Genomic DNA, 18,426 nt, shown 5'->3' with positions numbered 1-18,426 from the left:
TCACCATCTTACTGATAATGGAGTACGGGTCAAAACGTTCAACCCAAAACTGAATGAAGTCCAGGTATTTGTTTTGGATTTATTAAAGATACCTCTGAGTGTTTATACCGAATATTCTTGATTCTAAGTAAACAGGAATAAATACGATTAAAAGCCAAATGAGATGTGCGGAAAGTAGGGTGTATGGGCTAAACAAATACCAAAAAAGATAAGGTATACAGGCGCAATATAAAGGCGCATACATGATTTACTTTACCTCAAAGGACGAGGATTTATCTAAAGTTACTTCTTAGAAAAATGTAATCTTACCTGACGACAATACTATAAATGGAGTGATAAAAAGAATGAATAAATCATTGAATACCACATTTATTGGAAGTTACGTCCCAAGAAAATGTGGAATCGCTACATTTACGAATGATTTATATAATACCATTGTCACGGAGTCCAAATCTGATGGTCATCGTGTTATTGCAATGAACAATATCCCTGAGGGTTATAATTATCCAGAAGAGGTAGCCTTTGAGATACAGCGAAACCACCTTCCTGATTATCAACGTGCTGCTGATTTCATAAACCTTTCCAATACTGACATTGTCAGTCTGCAGCATGAATTCGGACTTTATGGTGGACTAGCTGGAGATTATCTCTTTTCTCTTTTGAGTCGCGTAAAAAAACCCATCATCACTACCCTGCATACGATCATAAGGGAACCAAACCCTGATTATCGAAGATCTATGGAAGAACTGATTCGTTATTCCCATAAGCTGGTAGTAATGACTGAGATGAGCAGAAAAATTTTGAAAGATGTCTATGGAGTTCCTGAGGAAAAGATAGAGTTGATCTATCATGGTGTTCCGGATGTTTCTTTTATTTATGATAATCGATATAAGAAAATACGCAACCTGGATGGGAGAATAGTCATCTTAACTTTTGGTTTATTAAATCCGGGTAAAGGTATTGAAGTTCTACTTGATGCCCTTGTACCAGTTGTAGAAAAATATCCGAATATTACCTATATCATATTAGGTGCAACCCATCCTGAAGTGAAAAAATCGCAGGGGGAGAAATACCGGCTTTCCCTTGAACGCAAAGTACAGGATATGGGATTAGTAAATAACGTCATTTTTCACAATAGATATGTGACCCTTGATGAACTTTGTGACTATATTATATCCAGTGATATTTATGTTTCCCCCTATCTTAATAGAGAACAGATTGTCAGTGGGGCCTTAACGTATGCCCTTGGTATGGGCAAGGCGATTATTTCAACCCCATATTGGCATGCCCAGGAAGTATTGTCGGATGGGCGAGGTTTATTGGTTGATTTTGGGGATGTAGAGGCCTTAAGTCAGGCATTACTCTCTTTTATGAACGATCCTGCTACATGTCAACTGATGCGTAAAAAGGCATATAAATTTGGCAGACAGATGATCTGGAAAGAAGTCGGACGACATTATGTTAAACTTTTTAACGATGTATTTGAGCTGTGGGAAATGGATGTGGCTGAAACGGGACTTGAAAGTCCTACCTTTTTCCATGCCACTTTACCTGAAATCAAACTAAACCACTTATATTTACTTTCTGATGATGTAGGGATTTTTCAACATACAAAATTCGGGATTCCAGATCGCAATCATGGTTATTCTACAGATGATGTGGGTCGAGGGCTGGCTGTATTGACCAATGACCAAATACCAAATCAAGATATCCTTCCGTTAATGACCACTTACCTCAGTTTTTTACATTATGCCCAGACCGAGAATGGTCATTTTCATAATTTTATGAATTATGATCGGAGCTTTATGGATGAACAGGGAAGTGAAGATACATTAGGTCGTGCAATATTTGGACTGGGCCATGTAGTTCGTTGGGCGCCTACAGAGGGAATGCGAGCCCTGGCTCATAGCATGATTGAAAAATCTGAACCCATGTTAGAAAACCTCAATGCCCCCAGGGCAAAAGCCTATACCATTTGCGGATTGTGTGTGGCCCTGAAACGATATGAAGAGAGGCAATATAATGATACTGACCAAATTAAAAGCATATTAATCAAGTTATCTGATGAGTTGATAGCATTATATAATGAAAATCAGACTGAAGACTGGAATTGGTTTGAACCAATAGTGGCGTATGGAAATGCAATAATATGTGAAGCCTTGTTATGTGCATTTCAAGCCATCCATGATCCGATATATAAAAAAGTTGGACTCACCACTCTGGAATTTCTCACTGATATCCAGCGGGAGGGCACATTTTTTGACATGGTGGGGAATGAAGGATGGCATACCAGTAACAAGGAGAAGGCAGTGTTTGGTCAGCAACCCATCGAAGCAGGCTATCTTACCATGGCTTATGTCACCGCATATGAGATAACTGGTGATAAACGATACTTGCATAATGCTTACTATGCATTTGAATGGTTCCTGGGCCGAAATCTTTTAGGACTCCCTTTATATGATTTTCATACAGGTGCTGTGGCAGACGGTTTTGACTCCCACGGAATTAATGATAATCAGGGTGCAGAATCTTTAGTATGTTTCCTCATGGCTTTGCTTTCTTTGAACAGATATTAAAATATGAGTATGGCATGAGACTGTCGGAAAAGTACAAAAATCGAAATATTGTATGAAAATTGACACAGTAAATCACTATGCATTGCCATATTGAAATGTTAGGTCTGGTTGAAATACCTCGAAATATCGACTTTCCCGACACTTTCGGCATAACTACCGAAAATTTTCAAAAAACATTCCAAATGTTAGGAAAGAAAAGAAAAGGTGGATACTTTTAAGTAGTTAGAATCACGAATTGATTCAATTCTAGGTAATAAAATATATATAGGCATATGTATCTCCTCATATTTATTTACGTTCGAAGGTTTTGAAATGAGTAAAAAAAATCCTATTGTCATGATATCCAGTTATCCTCCCAGATTGTGTGGTATCGCAACATTCTGTGAAGAGGCCAGGGAATTCATCCAGGAAGCAAATCCTGACAGGGATGTCCTAGTCATCAGCCACACTGATGGTGAGGGAGAAGGGGTATTTCCCATTATTGACATGTCAAAACATGACTGGTGGAAGCCTGTTTATAAAAAAGTGAAGGAACTTGACCCCTATGTAGTGCATCTGGAACATGAATACGGGTTATATGAATATTGTGATTCCAGAGGAAAAGGAGACGAAAACCAAGGGTTTTTAGATCTGCTGGGCGCTATTGGCAAATATCCTACCGTGGTTGAACCCCATACGGTCCATGGTAGGCTGCGGGATTTTGAAGCCAATTTTATTTACAGGATGTGCGAACGCTCAGATGTCGTACTGTTTAAATGCAACTATCAAAAATGGAGATTGGACTGGACTTTTTCAGGATACGGCTGGAAAACTCCCACCAACATAATGGTAGTTCCCCATGGCGCCAGGCCGGATAAGCAATGGATGAATATGAAGATACCAGAGTTACATGAAGAGATCGGTCTCAACAAATACCCGTCCATAGGTAAACATATTGTGGGTTTGGTAGGCTGGATACAATCAAATAAACGTTGGGACATTTTGACCAACATGTGGGAAGAGATAGCTCAGGAGATATATGACCGCACAGGCCAGGAATGGGACCTGCTTGCCGCCGGGACCATGAGGGATGAAAACCATAAACACGATTATGAGAGATATAAGCAACAGATTGAAATACTTGAAAAAAAGGGACTTGCCCATTATTATGAATTCATTCCCAGAGGAGAACTATATTATAAAATAATGGCCATTTGCGATTTTATTGTACTGCCATCCATCGATGAGACACAATCCGGTACACTGGCCAGGGTCATATCATTGAACAAACCTTATATTACTACAGCTCCCTTGGAGGGATTGACATCCCAGACGCTGATAAGTGAAGGGGGACTTTTGTTCACAAACCGGGAAATGCTCAAGAAAAATGTTATCCGCCTGGCCTGTGATGAGGATCTTCGACATAATATGAGCAGCAACCTGGATCGCTATCTGAACAATGTAGTTTCCTGGCACGTAATAGCCAGGCAGTACAATGAGGCATATGAGCTTGCGAATAAGGTAAAAGCCACCGGAGAAAAGGTAAATCTTCCCCCCGAGTTTTGAGTATATAAGGAGATATGTATTTGAAATGCTGAATAAGAATGAAGTATTTCATCGCTCTAAAAAAAATCCCATCCTTACTGCTGCTGATTGGCCCTATTCCTGCAATTCCGTTTTCAATCCCGGAGCAATAAAATTCGAAGATCATACTTTACTGCTGGTGCGAGTAGAGGACCATCGTGGTTTTTCTCATTTAACTGTTGCTAGAAGCCGCAATGGGGTAGATGGCTGGGAGATCGATACAAGTCCTACATTAATGCCTGACCCTGCCAACTATCCGGAAGAGATCTGGGGTATCGAAGATCCGCGTATCACCTATATTGAAGAAATAAATCAGTGGGCTGTGGTCTATACTGCATATTCTGAGGGTGGTCCCTTAGTCTCAATAGCCACTACCAGGGACTTTCATACGTTTGAACGGATAGGGGCTGTAATGCCGCCGGAAGATAAGGATGCGGCATTGTTTCCAGTGAAATTCAATGGACGATGGGCTATGATTCATCGACCGGTCTCTACATTTGGCGGGGTTGGTGCACACACCTGGATATCATATTCTTATGACTTTAAACACTGGGGTGATCATAAGATCTTGATTCATTCCCGCAAAGGCGGGTGGTGGGATGCTGATAAGATAGGTCTCTCTCCACCTCCCCTGCGCACATCTGAAGGGTGGCTGATATTGTATCATGGGGTTCGGAGAACTATTTCAGGAGGAATTTATCGTCTGGGTCTGGCACTGTTGGATCTTGAAGATCCATCAAAGGTATTGCATCGTTCCGACAACTGGATTTTTGGTCCCAAAGAGTGGTATGAACGAGAAGGCGATGTGAGTGATGTTGTTTTCCCTTGTGGATGGATTGAGGAGAATGGTGAGATACGTATGTATTACGGCTGTGCAGATACATCTATAGCGCTTGCAACAGCAAAATTACCAGACATCCTTGAATATTTAAAACAGTGATACGCAGGGGAGCAATAATGATGGGTTCAATGAACATTGACATGATACCTCTTAAGCATTTAAACAAACTTTATATTACTGCAATACGCTGATATGAGAAGGAGTGTTTTTGCTATAAATAAAGAAAGGCTTCAGCAAATGATATCCCTCTGGCTTGTGAAGGAAATCTTGGTCAGGCAGGTGGCCGTAAATGTCTGAACATATAGAATTATTTCAGCGTTATGAAAAGAATCCGATCTTGTCAGCCAGGGACTGGCCTTATCCTGCCCATTCTGTTTTCAATCCCGGGGCAGCAAAAATCGGAGATTACACAATATTGCTGGTTCGAGTGGAGGACCATAGCGGGATATCTCATTTGACCGTAGCCCGGAGCCATAATGGGATGGATAATTGGGACATTGATAAAAAACCTACCTTTGAACCAGATCCGGATAATTATCCGGAAGAGATCTGGGGTATTGAAGATCCTCGGGTCATCTATATTGAAGCACAACAACAATGGTTTGTGGTATATACTGCGTATTCCCAAAATGGTCCTCAGGTCAATATAGCCACTACAAAAGACTTTCGTTCATTTAAAAGATTGGGGCCAGGGATGCCTCCAAATGATAAAGATGCATCCCTATTTCCCATGAAATTCAATGGTAAATGGGCTATGCTCCATCGTGGCATTTCGAAATATGCTCGCGATGAAATTATCGGGGAGCTTATATTAGAGGCTATGGAAAGCGCAAGTATTGATAAAATTAAAAAGATTAAGACCGCCAAATCTGATGAAGCATCTCATAGAATAATAGAAGGAATTGAGCAGGGTGCACATATTTGGATTTCGTTTTCTTCTGACATGATACACTGGAGTGATCATCAGATATTACTTCATGCTCGTAAAGGTGGCTGGTGGGATGCCAATAAAGTTGGTCTTTCCCCTCCGCCCTTGCTTACTCAAGATGGCTGGTTGATATTGTATCATGGGGTTCGAGAAACCTCATCAGGGAACTTATATCATCTTGGGCTTGCATTATTGGATCGCAAAGACCCGACAAAAGTACTGCGCAGGTCCAATGAATGGATTTTCGGACCCAGAGAATGGTATGAACTGGAAGGTGATATAAATAACGTGGTTTTTCCGTGTGGATGGGTGGTAGAAAAGGACGAACTCCGCCTTTACTATGGATGTGCAGACACCTGTGTCTCACTGGCAACCGCGAAATTGTCAGAAGTAATCGATTACATACTCCAGTGCCCGGAATGTAAGGGATAAAGGATTTGTGGGGTTTCAGATGAAAATAGCCATGCTCTCTCCCATTGCCTGGAGTACACCGCCAAAGCAATATGGCCCATGGGAGCTTATCGTATCCCTGCTTACGGAGGGACTGGTGAAGCGGGGTTTTGATGTAACTCTGTTTGCAACGGCAGACTCTAAAACAGCCGGGAAACTTCATACCGTTAGTCCAAGGCCGTATGAGGAGGATAAGGAATTAGATCCTAAGGTCTGGGAATGCCTTCACATCTCAGAATTATTTGAGCATGCCGATGAATTCGATATTATCCACAATCATTATGATTTCCTGCCACTCAGCTACAGCGGACTGGTTCAGACCCCTGTGGTAACAACCATACACGGATTTTCATCAACAAAGATCCTCCCTGTTTACCAGAAATATAACGGGACAGTTTTTTATGTTTCCATCAGCGATGCAGATCGATCTCCCCACCTTGATTATATGGCCACAGTGCATCACGGTATTGATATTGACTTATTTTCTTTCAATGAAAAAACTGGTGATTATATTTTATTTCTGGGACGTATCCATCCTGATAAGGGAGCTCGGGAAGCCATTGAAATCGCCAGAGCGGCAGGTATGAGACTTCGTATTGCCGGGTACATTCAGGACCAACATTATTATGAGACAGAGGTAAAACCCTTTATTGATAATGATCAGATAACATATGAAGGCCATGTGAACAATGATGTAAAAATTTCGTTATTATCAAATGCTATCGCCTTGCTCCACCCCATACATTTTGAGGAGCCTTTCGGGCTTACTGTGGTTGAATCAATGGCATGTGGCACACCAATCATTGCAAATAAAAAGGGTTCAATGCCCGAGCTGATTCAGGAAGGAGAGAATGGATTTCTGGTTAATGATATCGAAGGAGCAGTAATTGCATTGAATAAAATTCCTGGCATTTCGCGCAGGAGATGCAGGGAAATTGCCAAGGAACGTTTCTCTGTTGAGAGAATGGTGGACGATTATATCAGGACCTACGAGATCATCTTATCGAAATGCAAAAGGGAAGACCATCGGCCGTGGGGATACTATGAGACTATTTCTGAATCGTCCGATAGTAAAGTTAAACGTATTAATGTCTATTCCGGTAAACGATTATCCCTCCAGCGTCACAGGCAAAGGGATGAACACTGGTACGTAATCAAAGGAATCGGGCTGGTACGCCTGAATGATAGAGAGTTCCAGCTTCAATCTGGAGATTCAATTGAGATCCCAAAAGGTGCCTCGCACCGGATAACTAACCTCGATCAGGATAACCTGGTCTTTATAGAAGTCCAAACAGGAGAGTATTTCGGTGAAGACGATATCGAACGTATAGAAGACGATTTTGGACGTGAATAATAAAAAACTGAGGGGGCCAGAGGTATGAAAAAGCGCTCAATTCCAATCACAAAGGCCAATTATTTGATAAATCACGGCCCGACCGTACTGATCACATCAGGGACAGAGGAACGGGATAATATAATGACTTTGGCCTGGCAGATGCCAGCAAGTGGCAACCCTGTGAGATTGGCTATTTCAGTAGCTCCAGAACGTTTTTCCCACGAATTGATCACGCAGGGCAAAGCTTTTGGCGTTAACCTTCCCACCATCCAGTTATACAAGACAGTTCTGCTGTGTGGAAGTCAATCGGGCCGGGAAATAGATAAATTCAAAAGATCAGGGTTGACAAGGATGGCGGCCAAAAAAATTCCATGCCCCCTTATCAGAGAATGTGTGGGCCATATAGAATGCCGCCTGGTAAATGCCTGGAATGCCGGGAACCACACCATATTTCTTGGAGAAGTGGTGGCGGCTTGCGCAGACGAAGATGCTTTCAACAGTCATCTTCAGTTGAATAATAACATTCAAACCCTGCATCATATGGGTGGGCCTTATTTCGCCCATCCCCTGGGTGTTAAGGAGTTGACAATATGAATCTGCCAGATAATCCATCACACAACCAATATATTAAACGCTATGAAGGAAACCCAATTCTCACAAAGGAACATGTTCCCTACCCTGTGGAAACGGTTCATAATGCAGGAATGGTCAAGCATAATGATCGATACATCATGCTTTTCAGATCCCACAGGCGGAATGGTCGTTCCATTATAGGAATCGCGGAATCACTTGATGGATTCCGGTTTACAGTTCATGACAAACCGTTTGTAACTCCCGCAAAGGAAGGAGTCTTTGCTCAATACGAAGAATATGGTGTGGAAGATCCCAGGATATGTGCAATTGATGGTGAATATCTGATTACATATAGCGCCTATTCCAGATATGGTGTACGAATTGTCCTGGCCAAGACCTATGATTTTCGGCAACTGGAGCGAGTGGCCCTAATATCTCAGACCGATATGCGTAATGTGGTGATTTTTCCCCAGAAATTTAATGGACAATATGTGCGGCTTGACAGACCTCATTCACATATTGCTCCATGGTCTATCTGGATCTCCTATTCCCCTGACCTCATTCATTGGGGACACTCAAAAATAGTGATGAGTCCGCTGCAATATCATTGGGATGAGATGAAGATCGGTCCGGGCGCAACACCTATTAAGACCAAATACGGATGGCTTCATATCTATCATGGTGTGTTCTCTACAATGAGCGGTGGGATCTATCGCCTCGGCGTGGCTCTCCATGACCTGAATAATCCTTCAAAGATCTTAGGAGTTGCAGATGACTGGATCTTACAGCCTGAGGACCCATGGGAAGTAGCAGGATATGTTTCCAATGTGGTCTTTACCTGTGGAGCCATCGCAGAGGATGACGGGTCGGTAAAAATTTACTGGGGTGGAGCAGATCAGGTTATGTGCATGGGAATGGCACAAATCGATGTAATGGTGAATCTGTGCCTTAATAATCCCAGATTACCGATATGATGGATGAGAAAAAAAAAAGCATAGGATACTCTTATTAATTTCAAAAACGTCGTAACTATTCGGCAGTGTCCTACTTTAGACCGCATAATTAAAACAAGAAAGAACCCCCCATCATCTCCCCCTACTTCCCCCTCTGCACAATGCCTATATACAAAACAAGGCCAGACCCTAAACACATGAAAAACGGCTGTACCTACTTCTACACACTCCTAGCAATATCCCTCCTCCTCCTCTCCGCCGGCTGCACTTCAGACACCCCCCCAAACCCTGGATGAACAACCCCCCGAAGGAACCACCCCTGGTCTTGCAAAAGGCGACCGCCTGTTAGGACTGGCATGAACAGAAGGAGCTCTTGGCTTTGGAGAATCCTTTAAAATTGAACAGGGAATGGGTGTCCAGGTCGTGGGAATGTCGTTAGCATGGGATGACATAGAATCTTCTCCCGGGAACTATGGGAATAAATACCTGGATATCGCCAACCAATTCTACCCAGCCAACAACATGCAGATATCACTGAGCATCAACCCCATCGATACCAACAACCTGCGCCCCCCACCCGACCTGAAGGACAGGGACCTTGATGACCCCGAGGTCATCGAACGGTACAACAAACTCATGGACTATGTCTTCTCCCGCACCCCGATATTGATCTCGTATCCGTAAATATCGGCAATGAGATAGACGGCTATCTGGGGAACGACCCGGAAAAATGGAGGCAGTACAACCGGTTCTATGAAGAGACAGGTGCCCATGTGAGAAGTACAAGACCGGGTGTCAACATAGCGACCAAGATCATGTTCGAAGGGATACTGAAAAGTGAAGCCCGGGCAATGAACGAGCACAGTGATGTCGTTTCGGTCACGTACTACCCCCTGAATCGTAATTTTAGCGTACAGGACCCCGCAGTGGTGCACAGGGACCTCGATGCAATAACATCGGTGTACAGCAACAGGACCATCTATATTTCAGAAGCCGGCTACCCGTCCAGTCCATACCTGGGAAGTTCACAACAAAAGCAAAGCCAGTTCATCACAGAGATGTTCAGCGCATGGGACGACCATAGTGAACAGGTAGCCTTCGTCAATTTCATCTGGCTCCATGATATCCCTGCATCAGAGGTTATCCGGTATACAGGATATTATGGCTTCTCTTCCCGGGGATTTTCCGAATACCTCGGAACCCTTGGACTCAGGACGTATGAAGGCAAAGACAAGCAGGCTATGATCACATTGAAGAAAGAAGCATCCGAACGGGGATGGTAACAATGATAGAAGATAATGAAAACGAAGCAATAAGCGAACAAAATGTACACCAGCCAACACGAAAAACCAAAATATTCTCCTGGCTCATACTGGGGTCCTTCTCGGTCTTCTTTGCAGAAGTGGTCTCAGGTTCTGATATGTTCCCGTATTTCAATCCCTGGGGAATCATAGCGATAATGCCCCTCTATACCCTTCATATCCTGGTGCTGGGCTACGTCGTTTTTACCATCGGCAAGCCCCGTTTCTATACACTTTTCCTGGCAGGGACCATCTTTGGCATGTACGAGGCATATATCACCAAAGTGTTATGGAGTCCAAGCTGGAAAGACCCCCTGTTCCTGTTTGGCGGGGTCGCTGTTGTGGAATCTATCGTACTTGTGCTCTTCTGGCACCCGTTCTGGGCATTCATCATCCCCCTCTTTGCCGGGGAGAACCTGTTATCCAATTCGAACGAGATCGTGAACGGCCTGCCCGATAAAGCTAAAAAGCTGCTCAATTCCAGAAGGTCCTATCTTCTTGTACCCCTTTTTGCGTTTATGGCAGGTATGCTGCAAAGCGGGAACTCTCCAGATCCTGGTCTTTCCCTGTTGTCAGGAGCTTCGACGTTAGGATTTCTTATTGTGTTAATTATCGTGTGGAGGAAGGTCACGAAAGGGGAAGAGTATTCCCTGCGCCAGCTACTTCCCTCTCATAAGGAGTTCAAAGTGATCCTTTCCCTATTGTTCCTATTATATGTGACCATGGGTTTGGTGATACAGCTTGAAATACTACCGGGACTGCTACCGCAATTGACCATATGGATGATATATGCAGCCCTGTTCTTGCTCCTGTATCTGCATATAAAAAAGTCAGGGAAATCACCATTGCCTGAGACCATACAACTTAACCGTCCGGTAACATTAACAAAACTGGTCATCCTCTCGTTGATATTTACGTTTGCGTCTGTATTTTTCACCGCAGCAGGTGTCGGACTGGTAATAATGGTCCTGATGTGGTTCGGCGGAGGAGCATTCGGGATATTCCTCATGGTAAGAACTATCCGGGACCTGTCGGTTTGAAAACCAACCTGCGTGTTTCCGGGAATAAGTTCAATTATGGCGAGTGGTGAAACAGTTGGTCATTTGAAAGTTTGGAAAAAAGTGCCCCTGTAAAAGGGTTACATCCCTCGCTGAAATACCAGGGACGTGCTCCTCCTCTGTACGGCCAGAGAGCTGAACCATTACCCATCATAATGATGGTAAAAACCAATCGCCACAACCAATGTGATCAACGTTATGGAATTAGCGGCAATAATGATATGGTCCTGAATATGGAGTCCATAGAGTGCCCACAGAATTACACCTGCGCTGAACTGGTATAACGTGACAATACTGACGTCCTTCGAAGACCGTGAATGTTTCATTTTAAGGATCTGGGGGACAAATCCAAACGTGGTGAGCAAAGCGGCCAGAATACCTACGATATACCATTCCATAGTGAGATAGATATTCAATTATCTATTTGAGATTATCTTCCCCTCATCCATTCCCGGCCCTGTTCCCGGAAAAAAACGTGACCGATACATTCCGGAAAATCCGGCACGCACCATCACCTGTCAGGGAAACCCCTGTGCAAACCCAGCCCCCTGGCCATATCCAGCACAGCATTATACTCTTCCACAAAGGGAGGACGGCTTATCTCCTTGAACTTAAAAGCTTCATACGCGGGCCGGTACTGGAACATGATATTCACATAACTATCCTTTGATATCTCGCCGGCAATGAACTCAAGCACTTTCAGACTGCCAGCCAGTTCATTGGGCAGCAAAAGATGGCGTATCAACAACCCGTGCCAGGCAATATCCATCTCGACCACAAGGTCCCCCACCTGGGCGTGCATCTCACGTACCGCATCCATTGAGACCTCAACATAATCAGGAGCGTCGCTGTACAGTTTTGCACTCTCTGCATCACCGTATTTCATATCAGGCATATAGATATCAATAATGCCATCCAGCAACTGCAAAATCTCCACACTTTCGTAACCACCGCAATTATAAACCACAGGAAGCCTCAAACCTTTACGGGCAGCAATCGCAATGCTCCTGACAAGCTGGGGAGTATAATGCGTAGGTGTGACCAGGTTGATATTGTGGCACCCCACACGCTGGAGAAATAGCATACTGTCTGCAAGCTGCTCGGGCGTAATGGACGTACCTTCCCCACCGTGACTGATATCATAGTTCTGGCAGTATACGCACCGCAGGTTGCAGTTGCTCAGGAATATGGCACCCGAACCCCCAAGACCTACCAGGGGTGCCTCTTCCCAGAAATGCGGCTGAGCTGAAGACACCACGAGATTGGCATCAGCCTTGCAGTATCCCACCTCACCCTGCAACCTGTTCACGCCGCACTTCCTCGGGCAGATATCACATTCCTCAAGCCTGGCGTATAATTTATCAATACGGTTGTCGATCTCCCCGCTCTCAACCAGGGTCATGTAGGATGGTTCAAAGTCCATGCTTGCCCGTGTCTCCATATTCTTATTTTTTTAACTTATCGCCTCAGTATCATAGTCCTGAGACGGTCTCCTGCCGTGCCTGCACTATCTGCAATATTACCCAGATCACGTACCAGGTTGATCATGTAGAACACCCCGGTACTACCCAGTTCAGCTTCATACTTAAAAATAGTGTGCTGGAGTTGTTTCTTGGTGATGTCTGCCTCATGTTCCAGTTCTTCTACTATCGGTACTTTCTTCAATATCTTTTTTATCTCCTTCTTGCTAAACGATGTTTCCAGCAATTTGGCAATATCATCAACCATATTCTCGTAGGAATCGACCGTTTTAACTACCCTTTCCATCAATTCCAGCAGCCCTACATTAATTTCCAGCGGGAGTTCGGTTTCCCTCATAGTTAACCAGTATGCCGTATGGTGGGCATTGTCAGCTATCGAATCCTGGGGTTTCAGGAATGCAAGCAGGTCATTCGGATCCACCGGCAGCATCATCGAACTTGGTATCAGCTTGCGTATGGCCTGTTTGACAATATCTGCTTCATATTCGATGGCTGATATCTCAGTGTTCAGTGTCTGCACTTCCAAAAAATCACCTCTGGTATATGCATCCACTGCCAGTTTCAGTTTATGAACAGCCTCCACGCCTTTTTCAGCATGGGTGTGCACAGGTTTAAAAGGTGATTCCCCGAAAATCCCGAGCACGGACCTGATATATTCAATCGGCATTATAATACCTCCATCAATACGGCAAACAGTATTCCTGACGTCAGGGCAGCCACAGGTACTGTGATTACCCACGATACGATTATTTTCCTGATTACACTTAAATCAACCGCAGCGAGACCTCCAGCCAGGCCTACCCCCACGACAGCACCTACCAGAGTATGGGTAGTGGATATGGGCAAAGAACTGTATGAATGACCGAAAACCACCAGAGCGGTGGCAAATTCGGCTGAAAAGCCCCTGGTAGGGGTCAGTTCGGTAATACCTTTCCCAATAGTCTCTATCACCTTCCATCCCCATGTGGCCAATCCCAGGATGATACCCAGACCACCGATGGCAAGGACCCATACCGAAATCGTTCCATACGGGATGATATCTGCTGCTGCCAGGGCTGCCGAAATAGGACCGACCGCGTTGGCAACATCATTTGAGCCGTGGGCGAAGGCCACGAAGCATGCCGAAAGTATTTGCATGTATACAAATTTCTTTTCGAGCCCATAAGGGTCTGACACTTTCCCCAGCAACAAGAAACGTATCAGGGTGAAAATAATGAACGCAATAGCAGCTCCAAGCAATGGAGAGGTTATCCATGAGATCACGATCTTTGCCAGTACCAGCCATTCGATCTGGTCTAAAGTAAAACTGTCAAGATAATACGTAGTTACAATGCCAAACCCGGTCACTGCTCCCACAATAGAATGTGTGGTCGAAACCGGCATATGGTAAAATGTGGCAAAAGTGATCCAGAATCCAGCTGCAAGAATCGCTGCCAGGGAACCCATAATGACGATATTTGGGTCCACTGCCATTATCTGGTCAATAGGTACGATACCTTTGGCTATCCGGCTGGTTACTCTTTCCCCGAAAAAAAGTGCACCTACCAGTTCAAGTGTTCCTGCAATGACAATAACCTGCTTTATGGATAATGCGCCACTCCCAACAGAAGTCCCCATTGAATTTGCGAGGTCATTGGCACCTATGTTCCAGGCCATATAGAGTCCGGCAATAAGAACTGCCAGCATTAAAGGGTCAAATATCTCCATTTATCTCACCGACTTAATTCAGGTCTACCTTCTCGCCGGTGACAATGTATACGACACTCTCGCATAAATTGTTTACATGGTCTCCCATCCGCTCCAGGTATCGCGCCACAAAGGTCAGGTGGGATGCATTGGTGATCTTTTTGGGGTCTTCCATCATGTATGTGATGAGTTCCCTGCGTATCTGGTCAAAAAGTGCGTCTATATCATTGTCCTTTAATGCGGTGCTTTTGGCCAGTTCAACGTCCTGGTTCTTTAAAGCCACAAAACTCCCGTCCATCATCTCCTGCAGCTGGTCAGACATTCTTGGGATGTCAACCAGCGGTTTAATATGGGGAGTAAGATACGTGACCTTTGTGATCAATGAGATCTCAACAGCCAGGCTAAATATACTTTCCAGGTCAATGATCATCTTCAGGATACCTTTGAATGTCCTGAGCTGTAACGGTGATACTTTAAGGGTCATGCCTCTGGTACATTTATCCTCTATAGCATTACCCATGTCATTGATCTCTTTTTTACTCCCTATGACCTTGTCAGCCATACTGGTATCCTGTTCCTTCAGGGATATGACCGCCCGGTCAATTGACACTTTGACATGTTCCCCTAATTCTACCAGGTCATGAATGATATCCTGTTTGATATCATTGATAGTATCCTCTTCTTTACCTGCCATAGTTACACCATGTACGCATTCATCTGAATATACGTTTTCATTTTAACCGTTGGATCGAACGTTCGGTCGTTCAAACACTACATATATTTTCGTCCCCCTATTGATTCCGGCCGAACATAAATATTAGCACAATAATCTATATATTACTATATATATGGTCTCTGCATGATTACATCTGCATTAATAATATATCAATACATATACCATCACCATGCCTGACCTGATCATTACCAATGCCCGTATATTCCACCAGGGACGTATCATCGAAGCAGAACTGGCAATCAAAGACGGGAAAATTGCCCGGGTGGCACGTATCATCCCGCTGAACGGTGTTGACAGGGTGATAGATGCACATAACATGCTTGTGCTACCCGGTATTATCGATGTGCATGTACACTTCAGGGAACCTGGTATGATCTGGAAGGAGGACTGGTTCAGCGGGTCCTGTGCCGCGGCTGCCGGTGGTGTGACAACGGTATTAGACCATCCCAATACCATACCTCCTACGCTGGATGAAGATTCGTTCCGTGCAAAACGGGAAGCTGCAGCCTCCAGATCCATTGTTGATTTTGGCATTAACGGAGGAGTGGACCACAACCTGGATAACCTCGATACACTCTGGAAAGCAGGTGTTACTGCCTTTGGCGAGATATTCCTGGGGGAAAGCACCGGTTCCATGACCGTGGACCGTGACCACATGTCGGCTGCAATGCAGTTGACCAGAGATATGGGGGCACTTGCCTGCATTCACGCTGAGGACCAGGAAATACTGGAATCATACGGAAAAATGACAAAGGGTGACCTGGCACCTGAATCATATTCAAAGAGCCGGCCCAACCTGTCAGAAGCGATAGCTGTTGCAAACACCATTGAGGATGCTATTGCTTTCGGGGCAAGGGCACACCTGTGCCATATCAGCACCCGGGAAGCAGTAGGCATCATCCGCAGTGCAAAGTACGGCGATTACGGGGAATCCGGAGGTACGATCACGGCCGAAGCGGCACCGCATCACCTGTTGTTGTCAAATAAGGATTATGACAGGCTGGGCACTCTTGCAAAGATGAATCCGCCTCTGAGAAAAAGGCGAAGTCTCCAGTACCTGTGGAATGGATTGAATGACGGGACTATTGATATTGTGGCTTCTGACCATGCTCCTCATGCTGAAAGTGAAAAGATGACCGATATATGGAGCGCTCCGGCAGGGGTACCTGGTGTGGAAACGATGCTGCCGTTGATGCTGGTGGCAGTCCGTCGCAACCTGATTCCATTGTCAAGGATGGTAGAAGTCATGTGTACCAATCCGGCAATGATATTCGGACTGGATAAACATAAAAAAGGTGCAATATGGAAAGGATTCGATGCCGACCTGGTGATCGTGGACACAGCCAGGGTCACCGAGATCGATGTTGACCGGCTGCACAGTAAGGCAGGCTGGACACCGTATGAAGGAATGGAAGGTATATTCCCTGAGATAACCATTTCACGAGGGGAAGTTATCTGGGAAGATGATATACATGCAAAGAAAGGCAGGGGAAATTTCCTGCCCGGTGCAGGATTTGAAGAAAAGCCCAAAGAAGAGTCAGCTGCATTGTGCAATATTGATGAAAGATAACAACTTCCGGTGTAACGATGAGTGGGATAATTTCAAATATTCACAAAAAAGCGGTGGAGAACCATGCAAGGATAGCACTGGGGATTGGACGCGTAACACCAAAACTCTTGCAGAGTGCGGTCATGGCAGGGGAGTTTGCTGATGTGCTCCTGGTGGGCGATAGCAGGAAGATCAATACTATTGGCACCCATCTCGAGGTCATCCATTCAGACGAACCGACCAGGACTTTAGTCGAGCTGCTGGCTTCAGGTGATATTGATGGTGCTGTCAGGGGTACGTTATCAGCCACGTCCACACTTTCGTACCTTAAAGAGATACTGGACATGAAAAACCTGTACAGGATCGCATTATTGGAAACCCCTGGTGGAATTCCTATGTTCCTGGCTCCCGTGGGTATAGATGAAGGGAGCACGCGTGAGCAAAAGCTTGAGTTATTACGAAGGGGAGTAGAACATATCCGCAGGTTTGGTATCGAGCCGAAAGTCGGTATATTGTCAGGGGGACGGTTTGAGGACAGGGGACGTGACCCTTACGTGGATAAGACACTGGATGATGCCGAGTATGTGACCACGGTGGCAGGAGATGAGGGGTATGATGTCAAACATTACGGTATCCTTATCGAAGATGCCGTCGGAGAGGCAGATTTTATCCTGGCACCGGACGGTATCTCGGGAAACTTGATTTTCAGGACACTGGTACTGGTGGCAGGGGGGTACGGGTATGGGGCACCTGTTTTGATGGAGAAGGTGTTTGTGGACACCAGCAGGGTGGGTGGACATTATACTAAGGCTATCATGATGGCTTCGGCTCTGGCAATGAAAAATGAGTAATTCTGAGTGACATTTGCTGCTTATAAAAATAAGATAATATGTGGTGAATCGCTCACCACATATCGAGCTTTTGCCTGTACTTTCCTGTTAATGGCACGTTGAACACGCCCAATACGTTCCCATCTTCTGGTTGTGCAGGTCTCCCGGTTCTGATGAATAGAAGACCCACGTCCTTGGCAGGAACGGTAATCTCCTCTCTAACTGCCAGTCACCATTGTGACATTCGTAACACTGTATCTGGGAGGCCATCACGGTCTGGGGGGCATTTCCATACTTGGACTGGTTTATAGAATTATCGTGGCAGTTGTAACACTCGTCAACCGTATCGTTGGAGTTCGTTGCCACCAGGCTGCTGTTCGTACCGTAATGGGACACAAGTGACCTGTTGTTCTGCCACATGGTCGCACTGCTATTGACACTGTTGTTGTGACAATTCCAGCACTCGGCATACGTCGTTGTCAGATTAGCGGTACTGTGCTGCTGCGGAGCTGAAGCATTGGGTATGTGCCTGCCGACCAGTCCTGCACTGAAGTTGGAAGTGCCA

19 protein-coding genes are annotated in these 18,426 nt (G+C 45.0%); 12 read left to right on the top strand and 7 right to left on the bottom strand.

The genetic code is table 11. From position 1 onward, the window contains the following. Window positions 1-344: 344 nt before the first annotated feature. From K0A89_11575 to K0A89_11545, 7 genes are all read left to right on the top strand, one after another. Window positions 345-2,576, top strand: coding sequence for a glycosyltransferase family 4 protein (locus tag K0A89_11575; protein ID MBW6519125.1), 2,232 nt, complete (start codon window positions 345-347; stop codon window positions 2,574-2,576). Window positions 2,577-2,888: 312 nt separating this feature from the next. Continuing rightward, window positions 2,889-4,121, top strand: a complete 1,233-nt coding sequence (locus K0A89_11570) for a glycosyltransferase (protein MBW6519124.1) — start codon at window positions 2,889-2,891, stop codon at window positions 4,119-4,121. 25 nt (window positions 4,122-4,146) lie between these two features. After that, on the top strand, window positions 4,147-5,079 hold the full coding sequence (locus tag K0A89_11565; GenBank protein MBW6519123.1) for a glycosidase: 933 nt from the start codon (window positions 4,147-4,149) through the stop codon (window positions 5,077-5,079). A gap of 595 nt (window positions 5,080-5,674) precedes the next feature. Further along, window positions 5,675-6,340, top strand: a complete 666-nt coding sequence (locus tag K0A89_11560) for a hypothetical protein (GenBank protein ID MBW6519122.1) — start codon at window positions 5,675-5,677, stop codon at window positions 6,338-6,340. Window positions 6,341-6,371: 31 nt separating this feature from the next. Beyond that, entirely contained in the window at window positions 6,372-7,712 is a 1,341-nt protein-coding gene (locus K0A89_11555) for a glycosyltransferase (GenBank protein ID MBW6519121.1), read from the top strand. Between the two features lie 24 nt (window positions 7,713-7,736). After that, window positions 7,737-8,288 carry a flavin reductase family protein gene (locus tag K0A89_11550; GenBank protein ID MBW6519120.1) on the top strand — a complete coding sequence of 184 codons (552 nt, stop codon included), beginning with the start codon at window positions 7,737-7,739 and terminating at the stop codon, window positions 8,286-8,288. Beyond that, window positions 8,285-9,241 carry a glycoside hydrolase family 130 protein gene (locus tag K0A89_11545; protein MBW6519119.1) on the top strand — a complete coding sequence of 319 codons (957 nt, stop codon included), beginning with the start codon at window positions 8,285-8,287 and terminating at the stop codon, window positions 9,239-9,241. The genes K0A89_11550 and K0A89_11545 overlap by 4 nt, the downstream gene beginning before the upstream one ends. 248 nt (window positions 9,242-9,489) lie before the next feature. Here the strand turns inward: K0A89_11545 and K0A89_11540 are convergent, their stop codons facing one another. Then, the gene (locus K0A89_11540; protein MBW6519118.1) at window positions 9,490-9,672 is read right to left on the bottom strand and encodes a hypothetical protein; all 183 of its coding nucleotides are present in this window, start codon (window positions 9,670-9,672) and stop codon (window positions 9,490-9,492) included. On the opposite strand from K0A89_11540, the gene K0A89_11535 reads away from it, so the two are divergent. The 3 genes from K0A89_11535 (at window position 9,650) to K0A89_11525 (ending at window position 11,561) form a co-directional block, all read left to right on the top strand. Continuing rightward, window positions 9,650-9,904: a hypothetical protein gene (locus K0A89_11535; protein ID MBW6519117.1), complete on the top strand. Its 255-nt coding sequence runs from the start codon at window positions 9,650-9,652 to the stop codon at window positions 9,902-9,904. The two genes, K0A89_11540 and K0A89_11535, sit on opposite strands and share 23 nt — an antisense overlap. An 89-nt stretch (window positions 9,905-9,993) precedes the next feature. Further along, window positions 9,994-10,503 (top strand): hypothetical protein, encoded by a 510-nt coding sequence (locus K0A89_11530; GenBank protein ID MBW6519116.1) that lies wholly within the window; start codon window positions 9,994-9,996, stop codon window positions 10,501-10,503. Window positions 10,504-10,505: 2 nt separating this feature from the next. Then, the gene (locus K0A89_11525; GenBank protein MBW6519115.1) at window positions 10,506-11,561 is read left to right on the top strand and encodes a hypothetical protein; all 1,056 of its coding nucleotides are present in this window, start codon (window positions 10,506-10,508) and stop codon (window positions 11,559-11,561) included. 161 nt (window positions 11,562-11,722) lie between these two features. Here K0A89_11525 and K0A89_11520 read toward each other — a convergent pair whose 3' ends face one another. The 5 genes from K0A89_11520 to phoU all read right to left on the bottom strand — a co-directional run bounded on the left by K0A89_11520 (window position 11,723) and on the right by phoU (window position 15,440). Beyond that, window positions 11,723-11,977, bottom strand: coding sequence for a hypothetical protein (locus K0A89_11520; protein ID MBW6519114.1), 255 nt, complete (start codon window positions 11,975-11,977; stop codon window positions 11,723-11,725). 113 nt (window positions 11,978-12,090) lie between these two features. Further along, the gene (locus tag K0A89_11515; GenBank protein MBW6519113.1) at window positions 12,091-12,981 is read right to left on the bottom strand and encodes a radical SAM protein; all 891 of its coding nucleotides are present in this window, start codon (window positions 12,979-12,981) and stop codon (window positions 12,091-12,093) included. Window positions 12,982-13,037: 56 nt separating this feature from the next. Then, the gene (locus K0A89_11510) at window positions 13,038-13,727 is read right to left on the bottom strand and encodes a TIGR00153 family protein (protein MBW6519112.1); all 690 of its coding nucleotides are present in this window, start codon (window positions 13,725-13,727) and stop codon (window positions 13,038-13,040) included. Further along, window positions 13,727-14,767 carry an inorganic phosphate transporter gene (locus tag K0A89_11505; protein ID MBW6519111.1) on the bottom strand — a complete coding sequence of 347 codons (1,041 nt, stop codon included), beginning with the start codon at window positions 14,765-14,767 and terminating at the stop codon, window positions 13,727-13,729. The genes K0A89_11510 and K0A89_11505 overlap by 1 nt, the downstream gene beginning before the upstream one ends. Window positions 14,768-14,780: 13 nt before the next feature. Further along, window positions 14,781-15,440 (bottom strand): phosphate signaling complex protein PhoU, encoded by a 660-nt coding sequence (phoU, locus tag K0A89_11500; protein MBW6519110.1) that lies wholly within the window; start codon window positions 15,438-15,440, stop codon window positions 14,781-14,783. A 211-nt stretch (window positions 15,441-15,651) separates the two neighbouring features. Between phoU and K0A89_11495 the strand changes: the two genes are divergently transcribed. After that, window positions 15,652-17,052 (top strand): dihydroorotase, encoded by a 1,401-nt coding sequence (locus K0A89_11495; protein ID MBW6519109.1) that lies wholly within the window; start codon window positions 15,652-15,654, stop codon window positions 17,050-17,052. A gap of 17 nt (window positions 17,053-17,069) precedes the next feature. Further along, window positions 17,070-17,882 carry a methanogenesis marker protein Mmp4/MtxX gene (gene mtxX, locus K0A89_11490; GenBank protein ID MBW6519108.1) on the top strand — a complete coding sequence of 271 codons (813 nt, stop codon included), beginning with the start codon at window positions 17,070-17,072 and terminating at the stop codon, window positions 17,880-17,882. Between the two features lie 87 nt (window positions 17,883-17,969). On the opposite strand, the gene K0A89_11485 is transcribed toward mtxX, so the two are convergent. Continuing rightward, window positions 17,970-18,426 (bottom strand): hypothetical protein (locus tag K0A89_11485; protein ID MBW6519107.1); only part of this gene is annotated, 457 nt, incomplete at its 5' end.

It is taken from the genome of ANME-2 cluster archaeon (assembly GCA_019429385.1).
Lineage (GTDB): Archaea > Halobacteriota > Methanosarcinia > Methanosarcinales > Methanocomedenaceae > Methanocomedens_B.
This window is presented reverse-complemented; position numbering and strand designations above follow the sequence as displayed.